Raw genomic sequence first — 25,243 nt, 5'->3', positions numbered from 1 at the left:
TTCCTGGGTAAGCGCAATCCGCTCTGAGACGCGCTAAAAGGGGCTGTTAACTGCATAAAAAAGGGCGGAAAGAATTCCGCCCCGGAGATAGCATAAAACTATCAGGCACTCTGGGCAAAGGCAACCGGACGCAGCGGCGTATTGCCCTGATACAGCCGCGCCTGTTGCAAGCCGACAAACAGGCGCTCGCCCCGCAGTGGCGCAGTCTGATCGCCATCGAAGACCACGGTAAAGGTTTCTGCCTGCCAGCCCACCGGTGCCACCACCAGCTGCCAGAAGTGTCCACGTGGACTGACTTCCAGCACGTTGACCGGCAGCGGCGTTTCAATGCTGCTCTGCCGCGCAACGTCCACTTCCCACGGACGCAGGAAGAGCTCAACCGCGCCCTGATGAACAGGGGTGTAACCCAGCGGCCAGTGATGTGCATCGACGTGGAACTGCGAGCCGTTAACCTGGCTGTCAAAGCGGTTTACTTCGCCGAGGAATTCCAGCACAAAGCGCGTGGCAGGCTCGCGCCACACGTCATCCGGCGTGCCGACCTGCTCAATGTTACCCTGGCTCATTACTACCACGCGATCGGCAACTTCCATCGCCTCTTCCTGATCGTGCGTAACAAACACGCTGGTGAATTTCAGCTCTTCATGCAGCTGGCGCAACCAGCGACGCAACTCTTTACGGACCTGCGCATCCAGAGCGCCAAACGGCTCATCCAGCAGCAAAATTTGCGGTTCCACCGCCAGCGCACGCGCCAGGGCCACACGCTGTTTCTGTCCACCCGACAACTGTGCCGGATAACGATTTGCCAGGTGACCCAGCTGCACCATCTCCAGCAGCTGCGTCACTTTCTGTTTGATCGCCGCCGTGGAAGGACGATCGCGGCGCGGCAGCACGGTCAGGCCAAAGGCGATGTTGTCAAACACCGTCATATGGCGAAACAGCGCATAGTGCTGAAAGACAAAGCCGACCTGGCGATCGCGGGCATGCGTCTGGCTGACATCTTTACCGTGGAAACGAATCTGCCCGCTGTTGTGATGCTCCAGACCGGCAATAATGCGCAACAGCGTGGTTTTCCCTGAACCGGACGGGCCCAGCAGCGCCACCATCTGTCCGGAAGGAATATCCAGCGAGATGTCATTCAATACCTGGGTGCGGCTAAAGGATTTGTTGATGTGACTGATCTCAATGCTCATGATTTTCCTCCCGTTGCAAACGCTGATGCTGGCGTTCTAACCGCCACTGCACCGCGCTTTTCAAAAACAGCGTAACGATCGCCATCAGGGTCAACAGCGCGGCAGCGGTAAAGGCGCCAACGGTGTTGTAATCCTGATGCAGTAATTCAACCTGCAGCGGTAACGTGTAGGTTTCGCCGCGAATCGATCCCGATACCACCGAGACCGCACCAAATTCGCCAATGGCGCGCGCGTTGGTCAGCACGATGCCGTACAGCAGCGCCCAGCGGATGTTGGGCAAGGTCACGCGACGGAACATCTGCCAGCCCGATGCGCCGAGCAGAATGGCCGCCTCATCTTCATGGCTGCCCTGGCTCAGCATCACCGGCACCAGTTCACGCACCACAAATGGACAGGTCACAAAAATGGTCACCAGCGCCATGCCCGGCCAGGAGAACATCACCTGCAGATGATGCGCATCAAGCCAGCCGCCCGCAGAGCCATTCACTCCCCAGAACAGCAGATACATTAGCCCTGCCACCACCGGCGACACGGCAAACGGAATATCAAACAGGGTGAGCAGGAGCTGCCGTCCCGGAAAGGTAAAACGCGTCACCAGCCAGGCGAGCAAGGTGCCAAACACCAGGTTCACCGGCACGGTAATCAACGCCACCAGCACCGTCAGCCAGATCGCATGCAGCATGTCCGGATCGGCGAGATTTTGCAGAGAAGCGATCAGTCCTTTGCCCAGCGCCTCGTAAAAGATCGAGATCAGCGGCACCACCAGCAGCAGAAAGGTGATCAGCGCGCCGACACCGATCAGCAGCCATTTCGCCCAGTTTACCGGCTGGCGCTCGGCATCATTGCTGTGAGTCATATCAGTCATCAGTGACCTCCCAGACGGCGGCCAAAGCGGCTTTGCAGAGTGTTAATGGCAAACAGCAGCAGCAACGAAGCGGCAAGGATTACCGAGGCGATGGCGCTGGCCGCCGGATAATCAAACTCCTGCAACCGAACAAAAATCAGCAGCGAGGTCACTTCGGTTTTCCAGGCGATGTTACCGGCGATAAAAATCACCGCGCCAAACTCGCCAAGGCTGCGGGTAAACGACAGCGCAGTACCGGCCAGCAGCGCTGGCGCGACCTCGGGCAGCACCACACGACGGAAGCTCTGCCACGGCGTGGCACCCAGCGTCTCTGCCGCCTCTTCATATTCCGGACCTAACTCTTCCAGTACCGGCTGCACCGTGCGCACCACGAAAGGAATGCTGGTGAACGCCATCGCCACCGCGATGCCGATCCAGGTATAAGACACCTTAATATCGAACTGCGCCAGCCACTGACCGTACCAGCCGTTTACCGAGAACAGCCCAGCCAGCGTCAGGCCCGCCACCGCCGTTGGCAGCGCGAACGGCAGATCCATCAGGCCGTCGAGAATGGCGCGGCCTGGAAAGCGATAGCGCGTCAGGATCCACGCCATCAGCATGCCGAAAACCGCATTAAACAGTGAGGCGACGCCCGCTGACAGCAGCGTGACTTTGTAGGCGGCGATCAGCTGAGGATTGGTGATCACATCCCAGTACTGCGCCAGCGTCATCTGCGACAGCTGCATAATCAGCGCGCTCATCGGCAGCAGCAGAATCAGGCAGGTAAACAGCAGGCTGCTGCCTAAGCTGAGCCCAAAGCCGGGCAATACACGTTTATGACTTGCCGCAAACATCAACCACGCCCCGCCGCTAACAATTTATCCAGCTCGCCGCCGCTGGCGAAATGGGTTTTCATCACCTTATCCCAGCTGCCGAACCGATCTTCCACGCGGAACAGCTCGGTGGCAGGAAACTTCGCTTTTTGCGCATCCATTACCGCCGCGTTATTCACGCGATAATAGTATTGGGTAATAATTTGCTGAGCCGCTGGCGTCCAGAGGTAGTTCAGATAGGCTTTTGCGGCCGCTTCGGTGTTGTTCTGCGCCACGTTTTTGTCCACCCAGGCCACCGGAAACTCCGCCAGAATGTTGGTTTTCGGCACAATCACTTCGTAATCATCTTTGCCATACTGGTTGCGGATGTTATTCACTTCCGACTCAAAGCTGATCAACACATCGCCCAGTCCGCGCTCAACAAAGGTGGTGGTTGCCCCGCGACCGCCGGTATCAAACACCTCAACGTTTTGCAAAAATTTGGTCATGAACTGACGCGTTTTCGCCGCATCCTGACCGTCCGCTTTGTCAGCGGCACCCCAGGCGGCGAGATAGGTGTAACGCGCATTGCCAGAGGTTTTAGGATTAGGGAAAATCAGCTTCACGTCATCGCGGGTCAAATCCTGCCACGACTGAATGTGTTTGGGATTGCCCTTGCGTACCAAAAACGCCATGGTCGAATAGAACGGGGAGCTGTTGTTGGGCAGCCGCTGCTGCCAGTCGGCAGGAATCAGCGCGCCTTTATCATGCAAAACCTGTACGTCGGTGACCTGGTTGTAGGTCACCACGTCGGCACGCAAACCCTGCAGAATAGCTAACGCCTGTTTGGACGAACCGGCGTGCGATTGTTTGATGGTCAGTTTGTCACCGGGATGGCTGGCATCCCACTGTTTTTCAAAAGGGGTATTCAGCGCCGCAAATAGCTCGCGCGAGACATCATAAGAACTGTTCAGCAGTTCGGTGGCCTGCGCTGCGCTCGCCAGCAAGAGCGAGACAGCGGCGCCGCTGACGACTTTTTTTATCATTGGAATGGTCATTTCGCACCCTGAGCAGAAAACCGGCGCAACTCCGCCGTGCAATCAGTGTATTTATAACCCTGTGAAAACCAGTAACGGTTTTATATATCGTTTGATGATTTCAAAGTCGAAAACGCTATAAGCTGCGGGGAAAGGATATGCGGAAAAAAGCTTATCGCCAGCAGGGATGCGGGCGGGCCCGGCTGATTATCAGAACAACCTCACCGGGCCAGAAGTGGCGCGCGATGAGGCCGTTTCGCTGGCCGGTTACTTCTGCCAGACGATTTTGCTCAGCGTCCAGCTTTTTAGCGTGTCGTCAGAAGGAATCAACCCTTCCGGACCGTGCCAGTTGCCGTGGTAAACGTAGGCAATGTGCTGGCTTCCCGGCGCCTGACATTCGATATCGCTGCTGTCGATACCGGGCGCTTTCTGGCAGTGACCAAAGGCTTTATCGTAATGCTGACTGAAGGCGTCGCCGATTTTACTGCCGTCGGCGCTGGTAATGTCCTTATCCATCACTTCCACCCGCGTGACGCGACTGTCGCCGTAGATCACCAGTTTGACCTGCTCGCCATCCAGCGCCTGCCAGAAACGGCTGACCGCGCCGCCATCGCCACGCATGCCGGAACGCAGACGGTAATCGCCGCCCAACGCCGCTTCCAGCGCGCTTTGCGTCATCGGTGTGGCACCATTAATAGCGCCTACGCCCTGCTCGCTGACGCTCAGCGAATCGCCAAACCAGTGCGTGGGTGACAGGCTTGACCAGGACCAGGAGAGTGGATTCCACCAGCTGCTGTCGCCAGCGGCAGAAGCAGAAGAAGAGGAAGAACCTGAGCTGGCGCAGCCGGCCAGCATAAGTGCGGCAACTATCGCTACCGGGCGAATCGCTTTCATATCAACTCCTGTGAATCGTGCGCATCGCAAAACTGTGCTGGTTGGAGTGCGCAACAGGCAAAAAGTTTACTCGACGTGGCGATCGGGCCGAAAGCAGTCGGCAAGACGGCGATGGCACAGCAGCCAGCCAGCGGCGAACAGATCGACTAACGCCAGCAGCGACGCGGCCAGCGCCTGATCGTCCTGCCAGGCGAGCCAGCCCTGCTGCACCACGCTGGCCAGCAGGCTAACGATCAATACCCAGCGCCAGCTCTGCCACAGCCGCGGCAGCCGCTGACGATAGCCGGTGAGTAGCAGGCCAAGCGCCGCCGGAATGCCTGATGCAATGCCAATCCAGAACGCCTGTCTGTCGGGGTAAAACAGGGCCAGAAGATCGCTGCCCTGCTGCCGGGACGCGCCCGCCATAATAAACAGCAGCCAGGTGCGCGCCTGCAACAGCAGGATCAGCCAAAAAGCCAGCGGCAAACGCAGCTGGCCTTTGTTGTCATACTCATCGGGCAAATAGTGAGAGGGCATCACGGCGGCAATTAATATTCGCGATCTTCAATCAGGCGCTTGCCCACGCAAATGGCATCCTGCACTTCATAATCGAGCTTTTCATAAAAGCCGAGCACCAGATCGTTCTCTTCCCGCACCATCAGATTAATTTTGGGACAGCCGCGCGCGATCAGCTTTTTCTCCAGACGGTTAAGCAGCGCATTGGCGAAGCCGCGTCCGCGGTAATCAGGATGCACCGCCAGATAATAGACCGAGCCACGATGACCATCGTAGCCACCCATCAGCGAGCCGACAATTTCGCCGCCCACAACCGCCACCAGAAACAGCTCAGGATCGTGATTAAGCTTACGTTCAATATCCATTTCGGGATCGTTCCACGGGCGCAGCAGATCGCAGCGTTCCCACAGGGTAATCACCTCTTCAAAATCTTCCTGGCGAAAAACTCGGATTTCCATCATCTCAGCCCCGATAGCAGCACAATTTGCTGATTATCACGCTTTCTTTTACCGGCGCAACCCTGCACGTCACCATCGGGGCAAAAAAGCGCCGTTTAGCCATCAGGTACGGTGAAATAGTAAGTAAAATGCTGACACACTCGCGTGCTCGAAGTCGCCAGGCCGTTAGGCTATAACACGGGGCTGTTATCTCTTTGCGGAACGCCCATGAAAAAGATCACTGTTCTTAAGCCGTTAACCACGCGTCGCCAGCTGCTGCTTTCCGGCCTGGCGCTGGCGCTGCTGACGCAAAAAAAAACGCAGGCAAAGCAGCCCGCGTCCCCTGCCCTCGCGCGTCCCGCAGCCCGCGCCAGTGCAAAGCGCATTGTCATGATCGATCCCGGTCACGGCGGCATCGATTCAGGTGCCGTGGGTGAAGAGGGCTCTGAAGAGAAGCATGTGGTGCTGGAGATTGCCAATAACATTCGTCGCCTGCTCAGCGAGCATGCGCATATTGAGGTGCGCCTGACGCGCGAAAGTGACCACTTTATTCCGCTGGGCCAGCGTGTTGAAATCGCCCATCAGCACGGCGCCAGCCTGTTTATGTCGATTCATGCCGATGGTTTTACCAGTCCGACCGCAAACGGCGCCTCGGTGTTTGCGCTGTCAAACCGCGGCGCCAGCAGCGCTATGGCGCGCTACCTGTCGAAAAAAGAGAACGCGGCTGATGACGTCGGCGGCGTGCAGGCAAAAGACAAGGATCACTATCTGCAGCAGATCCTGTTTGACCTGGTACAAACCGACACCATTAAAAACAGTCTCAACCTCGGCAAACACGTGCTGAACCAGATCCGTCCGGTGCATCATCTGCACAGCGAGCATACTGAGCAGGCGGCTTTTGCGGTATTGAAATCCCCTTCCATTCCCTCGGTGCTGGTGGAAACTTCCTTTATTACCAATCCTGAAGAGGAGAAGCTGCTGGGCAGTACCGCGTTCCGCCAGAAGATCGCCAGCGCTATTGCTACCGGCATCACCCACTATTTTGATGAATACGATCGCCATTCAGGTCGGGTATGATTGGCACACGCTTTTTAAGGTGAGAAACTTATGAACCATCCTGATATTGACCGTGTGAAGCACTTCCTGCTCGATCTGCAGGACCGAATTTGCCAGCAGCTGTCGCTGGCGGACGGCGGTACGCCCTTTGCCGAAGATGAATGGACGCGCCCCGGCGGCGGCGGCGGACGCACACGCGTGCTGCGTAATGGCGGGCTGTTTGAGCAGGCGGGCGTTAACTTTTCCCACGTTTATGGCGATCAGATGCCCGCGTCCGCCACGGCGCATCGCCCGGAACTGGCAGGACGCAGCTTTCAGGCAATGGGCGTCTCACTGGTGGTGCATCCGGAAAATCCGTACGTGCCGACCAGCCATGCTAACGTCCGCTTTTTTATCGCTGAAAAGCCGGATGCCGATCCGGTATGGTGGTTTGGCGGCGGTTTCGACCTCACGCCCTATTACGGCTTTACGGAAGATGCGGTGCACTGGCATCAGACCGCCGCACACATCTGCCAGCCGTTCGGCGATGATGTCTATCCACGCTATAAAAAATGGTGCGATGACTACTTCTATCTTAAACACCGCGATGAGCAGCGCGGCATCGGCGGGCTGTTCTTTGACGATCTGAATACGCCCGATTTCAACCGCTGCTTCGACTTTATGCAGGCGGTGGGTAACGGCTACCTTGATGCCTACCTGCCGATCGTGGCGCGTCGCCGTGCGCATCCATGGGGCGAACGCGAACGCCAGTTCCAGCTCTATCGTCGCGGGCGCTACGTGGAATTTAATCTGGTCTGGGACCGCGGCACGCTGTTCGGCCTGCAAACCGGTGGCCGTACCGAATCGATCCTGATGTCGATGCCGCCGCTGGTGCGCTGGGAATATGACGCGCAGCCGGAACCGGGCTCGCCGGAAGCGGCGCTTTACAGTGATTTCTTACCGGTAAAAGCCTGGATCTAAGCCCGTCGTAGCAGGGCAATAACGGTTGCCCTGCTGTTCACCTGCCGCGTTTTACGCGCACTTTCTTCTCTCTCTGCTAAGCTTGAAGGTGTGATTTTTCCCGGATGCCGGTTCCAGCACCAGCTGAATCGAGCCGACAGACAACGCTTTTGCAGGTGACTCATCAACCCGAACCATTGCAACAATCAGAGAAAACGCATTTTCATATGTAAACGCCTGATGCAATGTGGTTCACCTACTACGCGCGCCGTGACGCCTGCAAGCGCTATCCTGAACAAACAGAGCGACGTTTCCCCCGTCTGTTCTGCTGCGCTCATGCCAGTCAGCACGGCCAACGGAACGTTGCGTTATAACGAAAGTTATCATCCGATTGCTTATCAAGGAGTTTTGAGATGAACCAGCTAGAAGCATTAAAAAAGTTCACTACCGTTGTGGCAGACAGTGGCGATATTGAATCCATTCGTAACTACAACCCTGAAGATGCCACCACGAATCCCTCTCTGATCCTGAAAGCCTCCGGCCTTGAATCTTATAAGCACCTGATGGATGACGCCGTTGCCTATGCGAAAAAACAGGGCGGCAGCAAAGAGACGCAGATCATCAACGCCAGCGATAAAGTGGCCGTTAACCTTGGTATGGAAATCCTGAAAAGCATACCGGGCCGCGTCTCGACAGAAGTAGACGCTCGCCTCTCTTTCGATCGCGGTATGTGCGTCACCAAAGCCGAAAAGCTGGTGCGCATGTATGAAGATCACGGCATTGACCGTTCGCGCATTCTGATCAAGCTGGCCTCAACCTGGGAAGGCATCCGCGCAGCAGAAGAGCTGGAGAAAAACGGCATCCACTGTAACCTGACGCTGCTGTTCTCCTTTGCCCAGGCGCGCGCCTGTGCTGAAGCGGGCGTGTTCCTGATTTCACCGTTTGTTGGCCGTATTTATGACTGGTACAACAGCCGTGAAAAACTGGAACCGTACGTGGCTGACGAAGATCCAGGCGTGAAATCGGTGAAAGCGATTTACGACTACTACAAACAGCATCGCTATAACACCATCATCATGGGTGCCAGCTTCCGTAAGGTTGAGCAAATTCTGGCACTGGCGGGCTGCGATCGTCTGACCCTGTCGCCAAATCTGCTGGAAGAGCTGCAATCAAGCGATGCGCCGGTTGAACGCAAGCTGACGCCGTCAACTGAAGCGTTCCATCAGCCTGCGCCGCTTTCTGAATCTGAGTTCCGCTGGGAGCACAACAAAGATGCCATGGCAGTAGAAAAACTGTCTGACGGTATCCGCCAGTTCGCGGCTGACCAGGAAAAACTGGAAGCCGTACTCGCCGCACAGCTGTAACCGTAACGCCTCTCAGGCGGGCCGTTGCCCGCCTCGCCATTTCCTCACCTCATAAAGGGAGAAGAACATGTCTTCACATAGAGAACTGGCCAATGCCATTCGTGCATTGAGCATGGACGCCGTACAAAAAGCGAAATCGGGTCATCCGGGCGCACCCATGGGCATGGCCGATATCGCCGAAGTGCTGTGGCGCGACTTTTTGAAACACAATCCGACCAATCCGGCCTGGGCCGATCGCGACCGCTTTATTCTTTCCAACGGCCACGGCTCCATGCTGCTGTATAGCCTGCTGCACCTCAGCGGTTACGACCTGCCGATTGAAGAGCTGAAAAACTTCCGCCAGCTGCATTCGAAAACGCCGGGCCACCCGGAAATCGGTTACACGCCGGGCGTTGAAACCACCACCGGCCCACTGGGCCAGGGCCTGGCGAACGCCGTGGGTCTGGCGATCGCTGAACGCACGCTGGGCGCGCAGTTCAACCGTCCTGACCATGAGATTGTCGACCACTTCACCTACACATTTATGGGTGATGGCTGCCTGATGGAAGGCATTTCCCATGAAGTCTGCTCGCTGGCTGGTACGCTGGGCCTCGGCAAACTGATTGGTTTCTACGATCACAACGGCATCTCGATCGACGGTGAGACCGAAGGCTGGTTTACCGACGACACCGCCAAACGCTTCGAAGCCTATAACTGGCACGTGGTGCACGAAATTGACGGCCATGATGCTGAAGCGGTGGCTAACGCCATCAAAGAAGCACAGAGCGTAACCGATAAGCCATCGCTGATTATCTGCCGCACCGTGATCGGTTTTGGTTCGCCAAATAAAGCGGGCAAAGAAGAGTCGCACGGTGCCGCGCTGGGCGAAGAAGAAGTGGCGCTGACCCGCAAACAGCTGGGCTGGAACTATCCGCCGTTTGAAATTCCACAGGACATTTATAGCCAGTGGGACGCAAAAAGCGCCGGCCAGCAGAAAGAGCAGGCGTGGAACGAGAAGTTTGCTGCCTATAAAGCGGCGTATCCGGAGCTGGCGGCAGAGTACAGCCGTCGTATGGATGGCGGCATGCCCGCTAACTGGGAAGCCGAAACGCAGAAATTTATCGCTGATCTGCAGGCTAACCCGCAGAAAATTGCCAGCCGTAAAGCGTCACAAAACACGCTGGAAGCCTACGGTAAGATGCTGCCAGAATTCCTGGGTGGATCCGCTGACCTTGCGCCAAGCAACCTGACTATCTGGTCTGGCTCTAAGTCGATTAAAGAAGATCAGGCGGGTAACTATATCCACTACGGTGTGCGTGAATTCGGTATGACCGCCATCGCCAACGGTATCGCCCATCACGGCGGCTTTGTGCCCTATACCGCAACTTTCCTGATGTTTGTGGAATATGCGCGTAATGCGGTACGTATGGCGGCGCTGATGAAGGCGCGTCAGATCATGGTTTATACCCACGACTCTATCGGTCTGGGTGAAGATGGCCCGACGCACCAGCCGGTTGAGCAACTTGCCAGCCTGCGCCTGACGCCGAATATGGCGGTCTGGCGTCCGTGCGATCAGGTGGAAACTGCCGTGGCCTGGAAACTGGCGATTGAGCGTCACAATGGCCCAACCGCGCTGATCCTGTCACGCCAGAATCTTCTGCAGCCGGAACGCTCTGCTGCACAGCTGGATAACATCGCGCGCGGTGGTTATGTGCTACAGGATTGCGACGGCACGCCAGAAGTGATCCTGATCGCCACCGGTTCTGAAGTGGAAATCACCCTGGGTGCCGCTGAGAAACTGACCCGCAGCGGTCACAAGGTGCGCGTGGTTTCATTGCCTTCAACGGATATGTTTGATAAGCAGGATGTCGCCTACCGCGAATCCGTTCTGCCTTCAACCGTTACCGCGCGTGTGGCGGTGGAAGCAGGCATCGCCGATTACTGGTACAAATATGTCGGTTTGAACGGTTCAATCGTCGGTATGACCACCTTTGGTGAGTCAGCGCCTGCCGATAAGCTGTTCAACGAGTTTGGCTTTACCGTGGAAAATATCGTCAGCCACGCTGAAGCATTGCTGCAACCGCATTAATCCTCTGGCCCTCTCATCATGAGAGGGCCATTTTTTTCTGCGCCAATCGTAAAAAAACCTCATCTGGCTACTTCCCGTTGCACAGAATCTGATTACTATGTGTTTTTCCCTCCGCAATCAGATTTGGATGTTATTTCGTTGAAAACTTCCGCTCGTGTTTTACTGGCGCTGCTTTCTGTCGCGCTGCCGTTGAAAGGCATGGCGCAAATCGCGCCGGATCCGCTGCTCGCCTCGCAGATTGTCGACCGTTACGCCGAACATATTTTTTATGGCAGCGGCGCAACCGGTATGGCGCTGGTCGCGATTGATGGCAATCAGCAGGTTTTTACCAGCCTCGGTGAAACGCGTCCGGGTAACAACATTCGGCCGCAAAAAGATTCGGTAATCCGCATCGCCTCTCTGAGCAAGCTGATGACCAGCCAGATGATGGTGAAACTGGCAGAGCGCGGCACCCTGCGCCTTGACGACCCGCTCAGCAAATATGCCCCGCCAGGCGCCAGCGTGCCGAACTACAACGGCCAGCCAATTCGGCTGATCAATCTCTCCACCCATACCGCTGGCCTGCCGCGTGAGCAACCGGGCGGCAAGGCGGTGCGACCGGTGTTTGTCTGGCCAACCCGCGCCGATCGCTGGAACTGGCTGACGCGTGCGCCGCTGAAGGTGGCACCAGGCAGCCGCGCCGCCTATTCAAATATCGGTTATGACCTGCTGGCCGATGCGCTGGCGCGGGCGGCCGGTACGCCTTATCCGGCGCTGTTTTCTCAGTTGTTAACCCGCCCACTGGGCATGAAAGACACCACCTTCACGCCTTCGCCCGATCAGTGCGCCCGTTTGATGGTGGCCGAAAAAGGCGCCAGCCCGTGCGTTAATACGCTGGCGGCGATTGGCAGCGGCGGCGTTTACTCAACGCCAGAGGATATGGGCCGCTGGATGCAGCAGTTTTTGAACTCCGATATTCATCGTCGCACCAGCCAGAGCGATCGCCTGCAAACGGTAATTTATCGTCGCGATCAGCTGGTTAAAGTCGACGGCATGGATGTGCCCGGACGGGCAGACGGCATCGGTATGGGCTGGGTCTATATGGCGCCGCGTGACGGGCATCCCGGCATCATCGAGAAAACCGGTGGCGGCGGCGGCTTTATCACTTATATGGCGATGGTGCCGCAGCATAACGTGGGCGTTTTTGTGGTAGTCACGCGCTCGCCGCTGACGCGTTTTACCGCGATGAGCGACGGCGTTAACAACCTGTTGGCCGAGCTGGTCGGCAATCAGAACGGATCGCCAATGCGGATTGACGCCATTAACTAACCTTAAGGCTGGCTGACCCACAGGGTTGGCCAGTCATCGCTGCTGTGCCAGAGATCGCAGCTTGATTCTTCCGCATACTCCGCCAGCACAAACTCTTCCCCGTTGAAGCGCCAGCGGGACGCGATGCCGCAATCTCCCAGTCCACGTCCTTTCGCCCAGGTGTAAAGTTCGCCCTTCGCGGCGTCAAACTGCGCGTTCACCAGCTCCATCGGCTTTTCGCTTTTTCCCGGCGGGGCAAACGGCAGCGTTAGCATCAGGCCACGGGCGGTCCAGGGCTGTCTGCGCGTGACCTCAAAGGCCAAATCGATGACGTTATACGCGCCCATTTCACAGCTGACCAACAGCAACGCTTTGTCATCGGTCAGTGGCGACACGCTAACCTCACGGCGCATCGGATCCAGCGAACAGGATTCGGTGTTAATGCGCCAGGTCGCGTAGTCGATCAGATCGCGGGTTTCATCGGCGGTCAGCGCTGCGGGCGTCGGCGGCGGCGCTAACGTTGGCGCGGCGGGCTCCGGCGGCACTTGCAGGCGTTCGCCGCGTTTCACCCACGCACTTTGGCTGTTTACTCTGCCCTGCACATCATCAATCAGCAGCAGGGCAGCTTTGAGTCCATGCAGGGAAAGCGTGGCCTGCGGCTGGAAGGTCAACTGCAAATTATCTGCGTCCAGCACCTGCGCCAGAAACTCATCGACAGAGATAGTATGCGAAGTGGCAATATGATGTGCTTCCACCGCCCAGTGTTTGAGATCGGGATTAAGGCGGCGCTGGTCGATCAGCAGGTTTTCTTTTAACGAACCACCCGGCAGCGCACCGCTGTAGCGACTGCCGTAATCGATGCGCAGCAGCGGGCGGTCATTTTCGCCAGCGTGGCGAGACAGCGTCATTACCAGGCCATTTTCGCCGGTCATGCTGCGCGCCACGCAAAAATTCAGGTTATTACAGGTGACCTGCCAGTCCGAAAAGGTTTTTTGCAATGGATCTGCATGCGCACTGGCGACAAAAAGAAAAGGCAGTAACAGCAGCGATTTTGTCGAATAAGACATGAAAAAGACAGATCCCGGTTAAGTGAATGATCATAGCGTAGCGCAATCGATTCAATCTGCCTTATCCATAAGCCAGCCTGAAACGCACGGCAAAATGAACGGACATGCTGAACAGAGAGATGATTAATACCACAAAAAGCATCCTCTGCCGCTACGCGGTGCTCAATCAGATTGTTCGGACTGTGCACGAACTGGCGCTTCAGGGCTGAAGCCAACCCGCCAGTTGCGCATGCTGCAACAGCATGATGGTTTTGCCATCGCGAATATCGCCACTTTTTATCATCGCTAACGCCTGCGGAAAAGCGATTTCAAGCACCTCAATATCTTCATCTTCCACGCCGCCGCCCGCGTTGTTTCGCTGGCTGTCATCATATTCCGCAGCAAAAAAATGGACGATTTCCGTTACGCCGCCCGGCGACATATAGGCAGAAAACAGCGTTTCAACCTCGCCCACTGCATAGCCGGTCTCTTCCACCGCCTCTTTACGGATGCAATCTTCCGGCGAATCGTTGTCCAGTAAACCGGCGCACGCCTCAATCAGCATGCCGTTGTGATTACCGTTCACCCAGGTAGCGATGCGGAACTGACGAATGAGCACTACGCTGTTTTTCTTGCGGTTGTAGAGCAATATGGTGGCGCCGTTACCGCGGTCATAAACCTCGCGCTTATGGCGTAACGGCTCACCCTGCTGGCGAACCAGCTCGTAGGTGTAATTACGCAGGGTAAACCAGTTATCTGAAAGCAGTTTATCTTTAATGACGTTGATTTTAATGCTCATTTCTTTTCCTGCCTGACGCCTTTCTGGCCGATCATCTTAAAACGCTCGGCGGCTTAACGCCATCCGAAAACCGGCAAAAAAAAGGCGGAATGCCATGAGCATTCCGCCTGTTAAGCCTTAACGCAATTAGCGCGGCGTGGTATCCGCCGATTGATTGGGTTCCGTGGCCGCAACGGCTTTTACCCGCTTACGTACGCCAAACCATCCCAACACCAGGATCACCGCAATCAGCGGCACTGATGCGATGGTGTAGGTGCCGTTTGGATAGTCAAAGGCCATCAGCACCAGTACGCTGGCCAGGAACAGCAGGGTCAACCAGGAAGTGAATGGCGCGCCAGGTAGCTTGAAGCTGATGTCGTCCGCCTTGCCCTCTTTGATCGCCTTACGCAGGCGCAGCTGGCAGACCACGATAAAGCCCCAGGAAGAGATAATGCCCAGCGAAGCGATGTTGAGTACGATCTCAAACACCTGCGACGGCACGTAATAGTTGAGCACCACGCCAAACACATAGACCACGCAGGTCACGAGAATACCGGCATAGGGCACCTGATGGCTGTTCATCTTCGACATGAACTTCGGCGCGGAGCCGCCCATCGACATTGAGCGCAGAATACGGCCGGTTGAGTAGAGGCCGGAGTTAAGGCTGGAGAGCGCCGCACTCAGCACCACGATGTTCATGATGCTACCAATGTAAGGCACGCCCAGTTTGGAGAAAAAGGTCACAAACGGGCTTTGGCCCGCCTGATAGGCGTTCCACGGCAGCAGCATCACCAGCAGCACCACCGAGCCAACGTAAAACAAGCCGATACGCCAGATGACGCTGTTGATCGCTTTCGGCAGCATGGTCTGCGGATCTTTACACTCGCCTGCCGCCGTGCCCACCAGCTCAATCGAGGCAAAGGCAAACACCACGCCCTGTACCAGCACTAAGGCAGGCAACAGGCCGTGCGGGAACATGCCGCCATTATCGGTAATCAAATGGAAACCGGTAGCATTGCCGTCCAGCGGTTTGCCGCTGCCCAGAAACACCACGCCCACAATCAGGAAGATAGCGATAGCCAGCACTTTAATCAGTGCGAACCAGAACTCCATTTCGGCGAACCATTTCACGCCGATCATGTTCATGGTACCGACAATCGCCAACGCGCCCAGCGCAAACACCCATTGCGGCACATCGCCGAAAGCACCCCAGTAATGCATATAGAGCGCCACGGCGGTGATATCGACAATGCCGGTCATCGCCCAGTTGACGAAATACATCCAGCCTGCGACATAAGAGGCTTTTTCACCTAAAAACTCACGGGCATAAGAGACGAAACTGCCGCTGGAAGGCCGGTGTAACACCAGTTCGCCCAGCGCGCGCAGAATGAAAAACGAGAAAATACCGCAAACCAGATAGATTAACGCCAGCGCCGGGCCAGCAGCCTGCAATCGGGCGCCTGCGCCAAGAAACAAGCCGGTACCGATGGCGCCACCGATAGCAATCATCTGCACATGACGATTGCCCATCGCTTTGTGATAACCGCTGTCGTGGGAGTTTAGCCAGCGGCGTTTTGCAGCGCGTTGTTCCGCTGCGTTTTTTGTAGATGCTTTCATACCTGTCCTGTTTATCCTGTCCAACCTGACTCACGCCAGATTAAGCAACCAAACGATTGCGCTGGTTGGGCTAAAGTGACGCGATTAACGCCACCACTCGCTAGTTATAATGTTGTGGTATAGGCAAAATTACGGCGATGAATCCTAACCGTTCTCTTGAACTGAAGCAAAATATCCAGGGCGGGAATAACTATACAAATTGTAATTTTGTGGTGCAGATGTGAGAAAACCGATCAACGGGGTTGACCGGTTGTAATATCAGGGGTTCAGGAAAGAAAGCGGGCTGTCTTAGCGATAGATTTCTGCGGTACCGCTCCAGCGGCTGGAGTCGCCAGGGCTGTCCAGGCCGATGATACGATAGTGATCGGCGCCCTGTGCTTTCGCTTTATTCGCCAGCTGGCGCGCGGCATCATCCAGCGAGCCACCTACTGATGAAACGGATACGGTGCCCATCGCCTGCAGGCCCTGCGCCTCATCAGCATCCACCGCTGACGCAGCGAGTGCAGAGAATGAACTGGTAGCCAGCAAAGCGACCGCAGCAATAGCAGCAAGTTGTTTTTTCATCGTATATTCCTTCATTATTCGTGGGCGGCGATTCAGAGCCGCAATCAATTATTTCGATGCTAATTATCTTCCATGCAATGAAAAGCAATCTCACAGGCCGGTAAAATCTCGCAAGGTTTGCGTCGCTTATGCGGATAAAGTTAGAGAAATGTCAATTAAGTAGGGCAAGCGGTATGAAAAGGTTATAAATGAACGTGGTCTGTTTTCACCTTATCGCGGTTGCCGCCTTTATCAGGATGTAACCTGCATTCTTTTTATACGCAGCGACAATATTGCCGGCTCTTTTTTACATTTTCTCCTTAATTCCTCCACGGTTCTGGCCGTTTTGGCGCGTAGAGTAACGGAGTTACGGAAAAGCTAGAGATTCCTAACCCACTGACAGGAAAGTAAAAATCCTTAGTGATGTTCAACGGGCATTTCAACTGAGATAAGGAGTGTGGTGTCGATGGCGAACTTTTTCATCGATCGTCCAATTTTCGCCTGGGTACTGGCGATATTGATGTGTCTGATCGGTGCGCTGGCGATCGTCTCCCTGCCCGTTGAACAGTACCCCGATCTTGCACCGCCTAACGTGCGTATTACCGCTAACTATCCTGGCGCTTCAGCGCAAACCCTGGAAAACACCGTTACCCAGGTTATCGAACAGAACATGACCGGCATCGATAACCTGATGTATATGTCTTCGCAAAGCAGCAATACCGGTCAGGCGACCATTACCCTCACCTTTACCGCCGGCACCAATCCCGACGAAGCGCGCCAGCAGGTACAAAATCAGCTGCAGTCGGCGCTGCGTAAGCTGCCGCAGGCGGTGCAGTCGCAGGGCGTAACGGTGAATAAAACCGGCGACAGCAATATCCTGATGGTGGCGTTTGTGTCTACTGATGGCAGCATGGACAAGCAGGATATTGCCGATTATGTGGCCAGCAATCTGCAGGATCCGCTCAGCCGCGTCACCGGCGTTGGTCAGGTTGACGCCTACGGTACGCAGTACGCCATGCGCATCTGGCTCGATCCCACCAAACTGATCGACTATGCGCTGACCACCTCTGACGTGGTTAGCGCCATCGCGTCACAAAACAGCCAGGTGGCCGTAGGCCAGGTAGGCGGCCTGCCGTCGGTGGATAAGCAGGCATTGAACGCCACGGTAAATGCGCAATCGATGCTGCAAACGCCGGAACAATTCAAAGCGATCACGCTGAAAACACAGCAAAACGGTGCCGTCGTCACGCTGGGCGATGTTGCCACGGTTGCGCTCGGCGCGGAAAAATATGACTACATCAGTCGCTATAACGGCCAGCCCGCTTCCGGTCTCGGCATCAAGCTCGCTTCGGGTGCCAATGAAATGGAGACCGATCGGCTGGTTCGTGCGCGTATTGATGAACTGGCGCACTATTTTCCGCACGGGCTGGAGGCGAAAGTCGCCTACGAAACCACGCCTTTTGTGAAGGCATCGATTGAAGATGTGGTTAAGACGCTGCTGGAAGCGATCGTGCTGGTGTTCCTGGTGATGTATCTGTTTATGCAGAACATCCGCGCCACGTTGATTCCTACGCTGGCGGTTCCGGTGGTGCTGCTCGGCACCTTCGCCGTGCTCTATGCCTGCGGCTTCAGCATCAATACGCTGACCATGTTTGCCATGGTGCTGGCGATCGGTCTGCTGGTGGACGATGCCATCGTGGTGGTGGAAAACGTTGAACGCATCATGCGCGAAGAGGGCCTGTCACCGCGTGCGGCAACGCGTAAGTCGATGGGCCAGATTCAGGGCGCGCTGGTCGGCATCGCGCTGGTGTTATCCGCCGTGTTCGTGCCGATGGCGTTTTTTGGCGGCACGGTGGGTGCCATTTATCGGCAGTTCTCCATTACCATCGTTTCCGCTATGGTGCTGTCGGTGCTGGTGGCGATGATCCTGACGCCAGCGCTCTGCGCCACGCTGCTGAAGCCGGTAACCGCCGATCACCATCAGCCACGTCGCGGGTTTTTCGGCTGGTTTAATCGGCAGTTCAATCACAATGCCGATCGCTATGCACGTGGCGTGCAGCACATTCTGCACCGCAGTGGCCGCTGGCTGTTCATTTACATGGCAATCATTGGCGTAATGGCCTTTCTGTTTTTGCGCCTGCCGACCTCATTTCTGCCGCTGGAAGATCGCGGCGTCTTTATGACGCAGGTACAGCTGCCGCCAGGCGCAACGCAGCAGCAGACCTCACAGGTAGTGGCAAAAATTGAAAACTATTATCTGACGCAGGAAAAAGAGAACGTGCTGTCGGTATTTTCTACCATCGGCTCAGGACCGGGTGGCAACGGCCAGAACGTGGCGCGCCTGTTTATTCGCCTGAAAGGTTGGGATCAGCGTGACGCGGCCGATCGCACCTCGTTTGCCATCATTGCACGCGCAACCAAAGCCTTTCAGAAAATCAACGAGGCACGCGTGATCGCCAGCAGCCCACCGGCGATCACCGGCATGGGCAGTTCATCCGGCTTCGACATGGAACTGCAGGATCACGGCGGGCTGGGCCATACGCAGCTGATGGCGATGCGCGACCGTTTACTGGAAATGGCGGATAAAGACCCGGCGCTTTCCCGCGTGCGCCACAACGGGCTGGACGACAGCCCGCAGCTGCAGATCGACGTCGATCAACGCAAGGCGCAGGCGTTGGGCGTGGATCTGGATGAGATCAACGACACGCTGACCACCGGCTGGGGCTCCACCTACGTCAATGACTTTATCGATCGCGGCCGGGTTAAAAAGGTCTACGTACAGGCTGCCGCGCCGTATCGCATGCTGCCTGATGACATCAACAAATGGTTTGTACGCAATAAGAGCGGCGGCATGGTGCCCTTCTCTGCGTTTGCCACCCGCCGCTGGGAAACCGGCTCACCCCGGCTCGAGCGCTATAACGGCTATTCGTCGCTGGAGATCGTCGGCGAAGCGGCCGATGGCGTCAGCAGCGGAACGGCGATGGATGCGATGGAAAAATTGGTGTCACAACTGCCGCTCAGCGTCGGGCTGGAATGGACCGGTGCCTCGTATCAGGAGCGGCTGTCAGGCTCTCAGGCACCTGCGCTCTATGCGATATCGCTGCTGGTGATTTTCCTCTGTCTTGCCGCGCTCTATGAAAGCTGGTCAATTCCTTTTTCGGTCATGCTGGTGGTGCCGCTCGGCGTGGTCGGCGCGCTGCTGGCCACCTGGCTGCGTGGACTGGAAAACGACGTCTATTTTCAGGTTGGCCTGCTGACCGTGATTGGCCTGTCGGCGAAGAACGCCATTCTGATTGTGGAGTTCGCCAATGAGGTCAATACGCGGGGCAAAGATGTGGTGTCCGCTACGCTGGAAGCGGCACGCCAGCGACTGCGGCCAATTCTGATGACCTCGCTGGCCTTTGTGTTTGGCGTGCTGCCAATGGCGATCAGCAGCGGCGCGGGTTCCGGCAGCCAACACGCGGTGGGCACCGGCGTCATCGGCGGCATGATTTCTGCCACCGTGCTGGCGGTTTTCTTTGTGCCGCTGTTCTTTGTGCTGGTGCGTAAGCGCTTCCCGTTAAAAGAGAAACCGCGCGATTAAATAAAAAAGGCAGTCACCTTAGTGACTGCCTTTTAATGTGTGTAATCAGAATTAATAGCAGGCTAATACACGCCTTCTGAATACGATATTACTTGCGTAACATCGACTCAATAAATTCTTTCCAGGTTGCTACTTCAACTTCAATCATATGATCCTCTCTTATAATGCTAATGACTTTACCCTGACACTGGCGAAAAGTGGTTATGTTTAAACTTATTACTGGTATCGGCTAATTTAGGAATTATCTTAAAACTATTTTCTCTTTTACGCTACGATTTTTTTTCGCTGCCTGATGAGTTTTTTGATACCACGCTACATGGATACTGACAAACTCCGGTTTAACAGCGCTATGGTTGCGTTCTTATGCAAAGGCTTTGTCACCTCATGCTGACAATCGAGTTATGCAAAATCAGTGCCAGATGAAAAGTGATAAACCGCGGAAATATAACAACACCTATTATTTCCCCCCGTATCATTAACGGCTAACGGGGTTATTTCGCCAGCACGTTGATTACCGGCTTTAATTATTTCCTGTGAAAGGCATTCTCCTTATTACCGGCGGCAATACCATTGAGACATGTCTTGTTTTTGGATTAATTCACTCTTCTCTGGCCGCTACGCTTGTTTTTTGTGATGGTGGTCTAAAACGTGGCGTTATGAATAGTTATGCGGCATGATCCTGTGACGTGTTTTTGATTATCCCAGGAATATACCGATGACTGACATCCGCCAGCAGCCGTTCACTCTCTACGGCATCAAAAATTGCGACACCGTCAAGAAAGCGCGGCGTTATCTGGACCAGCAACAGATTGACTATCGTTTCTATGACTATCGCGTTGAAGGCCTGCCCGCCGCACTGCTTCAGCAGTTCATCGATCGCCTGGGTTACGAAGCGTTGCTGAATACGCGCGGCACCACATGGCGCAAGCTGCCGCAGGAGACGCGCGACGCCATTACCGATGCCGCCAGTGCGAAAGCGCTGATGTTGGAACAGCCTGCTATGATTAAACGCCCGTTGCTCCATGCCGCAGACGGTTCTATGCTGCTGGGCTTTGATGAGTCGCGTTACCCTACCTTTCTCCAGGAGACGTTATAATGTTCTGCCCGGTTATCGAATTAGCTCAACAGCTTATCCGTCGGCCTTCGCTTAGCCCGGACGATGCCGGCTGCCAGGCGCTGCTGATCGCCCGTCTGCAGGCGATCGGGTTCACCGTCGAACCCATGCCGATGGGCGACACGCTCAATTTCTGGGCATGGCGTGGCGAAGGGGAAACGCTGGCGTTTGCCGGCCACACCGATATTGTGCCCGCCGGTGATGCTAACCGCTGGATCAACCCGCCGTTTGAACCCACCATTCGTGATGGCATGTTATTTGGCCGTGGTGCCGCCGATATGAAGGGATCGCTGGCCGCAATGGTGGTGGCCGCAGAACGCTTTGTCGCCGCTCATCCGAAGCACCGCGGTCGCCTGGCTTTTCTCATCACTTCTGATGAAGAGGCCAGCGCAGCCAACGGCACAGTTAAGGTGGTGGAACGGTTAATGGCCCGCAACGAGCGGCTCGATTATTGTCTGGTCGGTGAACCCTCCAGCACGGAAATCGTTGGCGACGTGGTTAAAAATGGTCGCCGTGGATCGATCACCGCCAACCTGACGGTGCACGGTGTGCAGGGCCATGTTGCCTATCCGCATCTGGCGGACAATCCGGTGCATCGCGCGCTGCCCGCGCTGAACGAGTTGGTGGCCACAGAATGGGATCGCGGCAATGAATTTTTCCCGCCCACCAGCATGCAGATTGCCAACGTGCAGGCCGGAACCGGCAGCAATAATGTTATCCCCGGCGAGTTCGAGGTGCAGTTCAACTTTCGTTTCAGCACGGAATCTACCGATGAGTCGATTAAAACGCGCGTACAGGCGCTGCTCGATCGCCATCAGTTACGCTATACCATTGAGTGGAAACTCTCCGGCCAGCCTTTTTTAACCGCCCGCGGCAAGCTGGTGGATGCGGTGGTCAGGGCGGTTGCGCACTATAATGAAATTAAACCCCAGCTGTTAACCACCGGCGGGACTTCCGATGGTCGGTTTATTGCCCGAATGGGCGCGCAGGTGGTTGAACTGGGTCCGGTAAACGCCACGATTCACAAGATCAATGAGTGTGTGAAAGCGTCCGATTTGCAGCTGCTTAGCCGCATGTATCAGCGCATCATGGAACAACTGGTCGCCTGAGTATTCTGAAGGAGAGAGCAAATGGAATGGCTGAAAGAGTATTGGTGGATTTTCGTTATTGTGCTGATGGTCGGCGTGTTGATGAACGTTTATAAAGATCTGAAGCGTATCGATCATAAAAAATATATGGATAACCGCCCGGAACTGCCGCCCCATCGTGATTTTAACGATAAGTGGGACGACGAAGATGACTGGCCTAAAAAGAAATAATGCTTTTACGTCCCTCGCCCGAGGGACGTCGCTTTACATCAATACGATCACATCGTCATCGCCTGGAGACGCCCCGCTCAACGCCTCATCAAAATAGCGCCGCGGCACGGTATAACGCAGATGATGTAGCGCCAGTCCCATGCTGCGCTGATCGATGGCGTGAGCCAGATCCTCCACAACGTCCAGCGTTACGTCGCCGCCTAACGCGGTCAGCCGTTCACTGGCCTGCTCCATGGCGCTGACCGGCACGCGATCGTCATACTCGCCGTGAATAAGATGAATGGTCGCCCGGTTTGATGCCCGCTGCGGGGTCTGTACATAGCTGCCGCTGAAGATCACGGCGCGACCCGCCAGGCCCGGTTCGGCGTTAAGCGCTTCCAGCACCATGGTGCCGCCCTGCGAAAAGCCCACCAGCGCCGTGGCCGCTGGAGCAATGCCGCTACTCTGCTGCCAGCTGCGTACCGATGCCAGAAACTCAGGCAGGATGGCGGCCACTCGCGTGCGGGCTTCCTCAGCCGACGTCGTCGCCTCAAACCACTGGCTGCCGTTTCCGTTTCCGCTGGCGACTGGCCCGCCGATGCAGACCACGCAGGCGGCCGGAAACGCGTCGGCAAACCAGCGCCCCAGCTGGCTCAGCGCATGCGGATTATCGCCGACGCCGTGATAAAGCAGAAAGAGCTGTTCAGCGGGCTGAGTCGGCTGTTGTACAACAACATAGTCAGGTTTCATCATTTTCTCCTGAAGCAGTTCCGGTAAAGACGCCCGGACATAGAAGCCCGTTATGTTACGCCGCGTATTGCATCAGCATAGCGGGAAAAACTGAACAACAGGGTCGATTTATTGCAATGCTTCCAGCCGCCGCTGCCACGCTTCCGCCCGTGCAGCATCGCACTGATAAAGCGCGCTGGCCGTTTCCTGTCGCCAGGCGCGGATTGCCCCTTTTGCACCCGCCAGACCGAGCGCTGCCACGATATCGTTAACCGATCGACGCTGAGTAATCCGTGCACGCAGCGCGGGCAGCGTCATCGACGACTGCGCCAGCAGACGAGTTAGCGCGGGCAGGCTGACCTCAAACGGGCGCAGCGCAAAAGCAAATCCCGCCGCTTCACGCCAGTCAGCTTCGCTGAATTCCGGCTCGTTTACCCTGGTCATTTCCAGTTCGATGTTGATCTCCGCACGCAACAGTGGCCAGTCGCGCCGCAGACGCTGGCTGGCCCGCTGCGTCATCTCGACAGCACAGGGTGTGAGCGGCAGCAACGCCATTGCGGTATAGCAGCCGCTGCTGGCTTCAAGGTGCGAGCCGATACGCACCAGCTCAAAGCCATTTTGCTGCCAGAAGCGCCACAGCGCGGGGGTAAAGCCAAAGCTCACCGACAGAAAGTCCCTACCGTTAGTAGCCTGCCGTGCGGCGTCGAGCAGACGGCTGCCCAGCCCCTGCTGGCGCAGGCTGGCTTCCACCGCAATACGGCTGATGCGCAGCGAGCGCAGCGTTGCCGCCTGAGGGCTGTCGCCGTGCGCAGCCAGCGACTGCGCCACCAGATTACCGCGAGGACGGCGCCTGCCCGCCCAAATCTGTGCCGCCAGTTCCGCATCCAGCCCGCCTTCTTCGATCAACCACAGCGCGCCTGCCACCTGATGCTGATGGCGCAGCGCGATAAAACGCATGCCTGGCGCATCCATCATGCGACGCAAATCAAGCGGCGAGGTGCGGTAATGTGCACTGGTCAGCAGCTGATAGAGCGAGATCATTAAGGCGGGCTGGCGCTGCCAGTCATGGCGATCGAGCGGCACGCACTGCCAGTCAGCCTGCGCCACAAGCGGCAAGGGTTCGCTGAACAGCAGACTGCTGTTCAGCAGTGCTTCCAGCGGATCGTGGCGTGCCCAGCGTAACGGCTCGTCGAGGGTGAAATAGTGGACATGCGGCAGGCTGGCACAAAACTTCAGCATAAAACCGTGCCCGGTGCCTTCATAGCCCTGCACGGTGGTGACTAACAGCACATGAGGAAAACGGCTAACCAGCTGCGCCAGCAGCGGCGCCGGAATGGCTGCCGCCTCATCAACGATCAGCCAGTCGGCCGTCACCGCTTCCGCCGCCAGCAGCGCATCCGGCGCCATAAACCGGAACGCCTCACCGGCAAAGCTGGCCAGCACGTCGGTTGCCACTTTGGCCGGCGCGGTAATCATACAGCGGCGCTGCTGTGCCAGCATGCCGGCCAGCGCCGACTTGCCGCGCCCGCGTGGTGCCGTCAACACCGCCACCGCAGGCGGTAGCGCCAGCAGCTGCGACAATATGGCCTGCTGCTGCTGGGGTGCCTGGCAATGCCACTCTGGACGTGACGGCCATGCTGGCTGCGGCCACGGGCGATCCTGCCGATGCAATAAACACTCATGGCAGCTCAGCGATCGCTGAAGATGATGGATAAAATGCGGTGTGGGGATGGCGGCGGGCTGTTCGCTCCAGCGCAGGCTGTCACTGTCGGGCCGTTCAGGCCAGTGCTGCCACGGCGGCACGATGAGCTGTAGCCAGCCACCGGCACGCAGCGTACCGGCCAGTGCAGCAAACGCCTCGGCGTGAAAACCGCGGTGCGCATCAAAAACCGCGTGCTGAAACTCGCGGCCCAGCAGATTTCGTGCGGCGGCTGGTGTGCATGTTACTGAGGCACCTTGCGGTGCCTCATCGCTGACCCAAATCCACTCGCCTGCCAGCTGCTGCTGCCAGCGCTGCGCCTGCTCAAGGCACCAGGCCACATCGCCGCTGATTACACGTACGCGACGAATGCCCTGCTGCTGCATTAACCGCGTTAGCGCGGCAACCTCCAT

General features: G+C 56.6%; 22 protein-coding genes. 9 read left to right on the top strand and 13 right to left on the bottom strand.

Annotated elements, in window-relative coordinates; all coding sequences use genetic code 11:
- Nucleotides 1–101: 101 nt before the first annotated feature.
- From cysA to ACJY2L_RS08430, 7 genes are all read right to left on the bottom strand, one after another.
- Entirely contained in the window at nt 102–1,190 is a 1,089-nt protein-coding gene (cysA, locus tag ACJY2L_RS08460; protein ID WP_439212570.1) for a sulfate/thiosulfate ABC transporter ATP-binding protein CysA, read from the bottom strand.
- Entirely contained in the window at nt 1,180–2,055 is an 876-nt protein-coding gene (gene cysW / locus ACJY2L_RS08455) for a sulfate/thiosulfate ABC transporter permease CysW (protein ID WP_067432727.1), read from the bottom strand. Before cysW ends, cysA begins: the two co-directional genes overlap by 11 nt.
- Nucleotides 2,055–2,888, bottom strand: coding sequence for a sulfate/thiosulfate ABC transporter permease CysT (cysT, locus tag ACJY2L_RS08450; RefSeq protein WP_067432730.1), 834 nt, complete (start codon nt 2,886–2,888; stop codon nt 2,055–2,057). The genes cysW and cysT overlap by 1 nt, the downstream gene beginning before the upstream one ends.
- Nucleotides 2,888–3,904: a sulfate ABC transporter substrate-binding protein gene (locus ACJY2L_RS08445; RefSeq protein ID WP_067432733.1), complete on the bottom strand. Its 1,017-nt coding sequence runs from the start codon at nt 3,902–3,904 to the stop codon at nt 2,888–2,890. Before ACJY2L_RS08445 ends, cysT begins: the two co-directional genes overlap by 1 nt.
- A 246-nt stretch (nt 3,905–4,150) precedes the next feature.
- Nucleotides 4,151–4,777 carry an RpoE-regulated lipoprotein gene (locus ACJY2L_RS08440; RefSeq protein ID WP_439212571.1) on the bottom strand — a complete coding sequence of 209 codons (627 nt, stop codon included), beginning with the start codon at nt 4,775–4,777 and terminating at the stop codon, nt 4,151–4,153.
- Between the two features lie 66 nt (nt 4,778–4,843).
- The gene (locus tag ACJY2L_RS08435) at nt 4,844–5,293 is read right to left on the bottom strand and encodes a DUF2919 domain-containing protein (RefSeq protein WP_067432738.1); all 450 of its coding nucleotides are present in this window, start codon (nt 5,291–5,293) and stop codon (nt 4,844–4,846) included.
- An 11-nt stretch (nt 5,294–5,304) separates the two neighbouring features.
- Complete coding sequence (locus ACJY2L_RS08430; protein ID WP_067435455.1) at nt 5,305–5,730, bottom strand: GNAT family acetyltransferase; 426 nt, start codon at nt 5,728–5,730, stop codon at nt 5,305–5,307.
- 207 nt (nt 5,731–5,937) lie between these two features.
- Between ACJY2L_RS08430 and amiA the strand changes: the two genes are divergently transcribed.
- The 5 genes from amiA to ampH all read left to right on the top strand — a co-directional run bounded on the left by amiA (nt 5,938) and on the right by ampH (nt 12,444).
- Nucleotides 5,938–6,786 (top strand): N-acetylmuramoyl-L-alanine amidase AmiA, encoded by an 849-nt coding sequence (gene amiA, locus ACJY2L_RS08425; protein ID WP_439212572.1) that lies wholly within the window; start codon nt 5,938–5,940, stop codon nt 6,784–6,786.
- Between the two features lie 30 nt (nt 6,787–6,816).
- Nucleotides 6,817–7,725 carry an oxygen-dependent coproporphyrinogen oxidase gene (gene hemF, locus ACJY2L_RS08420; protein WP_264290247.1) on the top strand — a complete coding sequence of 303 codons (909 nt, stop codon included), beginning with the start codon at nt 6,817–6,819 and terminating at the stop codon, nt 7,723–7,725.
- 392 nt (nt 7,726–8,117) lie between these two features.
- The gene (tal, locus tag ACJY2L_RS08415; protein ID WP_439212573.1) at nt 8,118–9,068 is read left to right on the top strand and encodes a transaldolase; all 951 of its coding nucleotides are present in this window, start codon (nt 8,118–8,120) and stop codon (nt 9,066–9,068) included.
- Nucleotides 9,069–9,135: 67 nt separating this feature from the next.
- Entirely contained in the window at nt 9,136–11,136 is a 2,001-nt protein-coding gene (tkt, locus tag ACJY2L_RS08410; protein ID WP_439212574.1) for a transketolase, read from the top strand.
- Nucleotides 11,137–11,274: 138 nt separating this feature from the next.
- A complete protein-coding gene (gene ampH, locus ACJY2L_RS08405) occupies nt 11,275–12,444 on the top strand; it encodes a D-alanyl-D-alanine-carboxypeptidase/endopeptidase AmpH (RefSeq protein WP_071852561.1) in 1,170 nt (389 codons plus the stop codon).
- 2 nt (nt 12,445–12,446) lie between these two features.
- Here ampH and ACJY2L_RS08400 read toward each other — a convergent pair whose 3' ends face one another.
- The 4 genes from ACJY2L_RS08400 to ACJY2L_RS08385 all read right to left on the bottom strand — a co-directional run bounded on the left by ACJY2L_RS08400 (nt 12,447) and on the right by ACJY2L_RS08385 (nt 16,428).
- Nucleotides 12,447–13,490 (bottom strand): DUF1176 domain-containing protein, encoded by a 1,044-nt coding sequence (locus tag ACJY2L_RS08400; protein ID WP_067432753.1) that lies wholly within the window; start codon nt 13,488–13,490, stop codon nt 12,447–12,449.
- A gap of 199 nt (nt 13,491–13,689) precedes the next feature.
- Nucleotides 13,690–14,268, bottom strand: a complete 579-nt coding sequence (gene nudK / locus ACJY2L_RS08395; protein ID WP_067432756.1) for a GDP-mannose pyrophosphatase NudK — start codon at nt 14,266–14,268, stop codon at nt 13,690–13,692.
- Between the two features lie 126 nt (nt 14,269–14,394).
- Complete coding sequence (ansP, locus tag ACJY2L_RS08390; RefSeq protein ID WP_225701438.1) at nt 14,395–15,864, bottom strand: L-asparagine permease; 1,470 nt, start codon at nt 15,862–15,864, stop codon at nt 14,395–14,397.
- A 288-nt stretch (nt 15,865–16,152) separates the two neighbouring features.
- On the bottom strand, nt 16,153–16,428 hold the full coding sequence (locus ACJY2L_RS08385) for a DUF1471 domain-containing protein (protein ID WP_067432762.1): 276 nt from the start codon (nt 16,426–16,428) through the stop codon (nt 16,153–16,155).
- Between the two features lie 445 nt (nt 16,429–16,873).
- Here ACJY2L_RS08385 and acrD point away from each other — a divergent pair, with 445 nt between their 5' ends.
- From acrD to ACJY2L_RS08365, 4 genes are all read left to right on the top strand, one after another.
- Nucleotides 16,874–19,990 carry a multidrug efflux RND transporter permease AcrD gene (acrD, locus tag ACJY2L_RS08380; protein ID WP_439212575.1) on the top strand — a complete coding sequence of 1,039 codons (3,117 nt, stop codon included), beginning with the start codon at nt 16,874–16,876 and terminating at the stop codon, nt 19,988–19,990.
- Between the two features lie 715 nt (nt 19,991–20,705).
- Nucleotides 20,706–21,086, top strand: coding sequence for an ArsC family reductase (locus tag ACJY2L_RS08375; RefSeq protein WP_067432768.1), 381 nt, complete (start codon nt 20,706–20,708; stop codon nt 21,084–21,086).
- Nucleotides 21,086–22,213 carry a succinyl-diaminopimelate desuccinylase gene (gene dapE / locus ACJY2L_RS08370; RefSeq protein WP_439212576.1) on the top strand — a complete coding sequence of 376 codons (1,128 nt, stop codon included), beginning with the start codon at nt 21,086–21,088 and terminating at the stop codon, nt 22,211–22,213. The genes ACJY2L_RS08375 and dapE overlap by 1 nt, the downstream gene beginning before the upstream one ends.
- 21 nt (nt 22,214–22,234) lie before the next feature.
- Nucleotides 22,235–22,423, top strand: a complete 189-nt coding sequence (locus ACJY2L_RS08365) for a YpfN family protein (RefSeq protein ID WP_067432774.1) — start codon at nt 22,235–22,237, stop codon at nt 22,421–22,423.
- A 33-nt stretch (nt 22,424–22,456) separates the two neighbouring features.
- Here ACJY2L_RS08365 and ypfH read toward each other — a convergent pair whose 3' ends face one another.
- Together ypfH and ACJY2L_RS08355 are read right to left on the bottom strand one after the other, a co-directional pair.
- Entirely contained in the window at nt 22,457–23,152 is a 696-nt protein-coding gene (ypfH, locus tag ACJY2L_RS08360) for an esterase (RefSeq protein ID WP_439212677.1), read from the bottom strand.
- Nucleotides 23,153–23,260: 108 nt separating this feature from the next.
- Complete coding sequence (locus ACJY2L_RS08355; RefSeq protein WP_439212577.1) at nt 23,261–25,243, bottom strand: tRNA(Met) cytidine acetyltransferase TmcA; 1,983 nt, start codon at nt 25,241–25,243, stop codon at nt 23,261–23,263.

Origin of the sequence: Duffyella sp. Ts4 (assembly GCF_051851875.1) — a bacterium.
GTDB classification, from domain to species: domain Bacteria; phylum Pseudomonadota; class Gammaproteobacteria; order Enterobacterales; family Enterobacteriaceae; genus Duffyella; species Duffyella gerundensis.
This window is presented reverse-complemented; position numbering and strand designations above follow the sequence as displayed.

Coding starts and splice junctions, on each gene's coding strand:
- ACJY2L_RS08440 (WP_439212571.1), bottom strand. CDS start 4,777: ATGAAAGCGATTCGCCCGGTAGCGATAGTTGCCGCACTTATGCTGGCC.
- amiA (WP_439212572.1), top strand. CDS start 5,938: ATGAAAAAGATCACTGTTCTTAAGCCGTTAACCACGCGTCGCCAGCTG.
- dapE (WP_439212576.1), top strand. CDS start 21,086: ATGTTCTGCCCGGTTATCGAATTAGCTCAACAGCTTATCCGTCGGCCT.
- ACJY2L_RS08385 (WP_067432762.1), bottom strand. CDS start 16,428: ATGAAAAAACAACTTGCTGCTATTGCTGCGGTCGCTTTGCTGGCTACC.
- nudK (WP_067432756.1), bottom strand. CDS start 14,268: ATGAGCATTAAAATCAACGTCATTAAAGATAAACTGCTTTCAGATAAC.
- cysA (WP_439212570.1), bottom strand. CDS start 1,190: ATGAGCATTGAGATCAGTCACATCAACAAATCCTTTAGCCGCACCCAG.
- ansP (WP_225701438.1), bottom strand. CDS start 15,864: ATGAAAGCATCTACAAAAAACGCAGCGGAACAACGCGCTGCAAAACGC.
- ACJY2L_RS08355 (WP_439212577.1), bottom strand. CDS start 25,243: ATGGAGGTTGCCGCGCTAACGCGGTTAATGCAGCAGCAGGGCATTCGT.
- tal (WP_439212573.1), top strand. CDS start 8,118: ATGAACCAGCTAGAAGCATTAAAAAAGTTCACTACCGTTGTGGCAGAC.
- ACJY2L_RS08375 (WP_067432768.1), top strand. CDS start 20,706: ATGACTGACATCCGCCAGCAGCCGTTCACTCTCTACGGCATCAAAAAT.
- acrD (WP_439212575.1), top strand. CDS start 16,874: ATGGCGAACTTTTTCATCGATCGTCCAATTTTCGCCTGGGTACTGGCG.
- cysW (WP_067432727.1), bottom strand. CDS start 2,055: ATGACTGATATGACTCACAGCAATGATGCCGAGCGCCAGCCGGTAAAC.
- ypfH (WP_439212677.1), bottom strand. CDS start 23,152: ATGAAACCTGACTATGTTGTTGTACAACAGCCGACTCAGCCCGCTGAA.
- ACJY2L_RS08430 (WP_067435455.1), bottom strand. CDS start 5,730: ATGGAAATCCGAGTTTTTCGCCAGGAAGATTTTGAAGAGGTGATTACC.
- ACJY2L_RS08445 (WP_067432733.1), bottom strand. CDS start 3,904: ATGACCATTCCAATGATAAAAAAAGTCGTCAGCGGCGCCGCTGTCTCG.
- hemF (WP_264290247.1), top strand. CDS start 6,817: ATGAACCATCCTGATATTGACCGTGTGAAGCACTTCCTGCTCGATCTG.
- ACJY2L_RS08365 (WP_067432774.1), top strand. CDS start 22,235: ATGGAATGGCTGAAAGAGTATTGGTGGATTTTCGTTATTGTGCTGATG.
- tkt (WP_439212574.1), top strand. CDS start 9,136: ATGTCTTCACATAGAGAACTGGCCAATGCCATTCGTGCATTGAGCATG.
- ACJY2L_RS08400 (WP_067432753.1), bottom strand. CDS start 13,490: ATGTCTTATTCGACAAAATCGCTGCTGTTACTGCCTTTTCTTTTTGTC.
- ACJY2L_RS08435 (WP_067432738.1), bottom strand. CDS start 5,293: ATGCCCTCTCACTATTTGCCCGATGAGTATGACAACAAAGGCCAGCTG.
- cysT (WP_067432730.1), bottom strand. CDS start 2,888: ATGTTTGCGGCAAGTCATAAACGTGTATTGCCCGGCTTTGGGCTCAGC.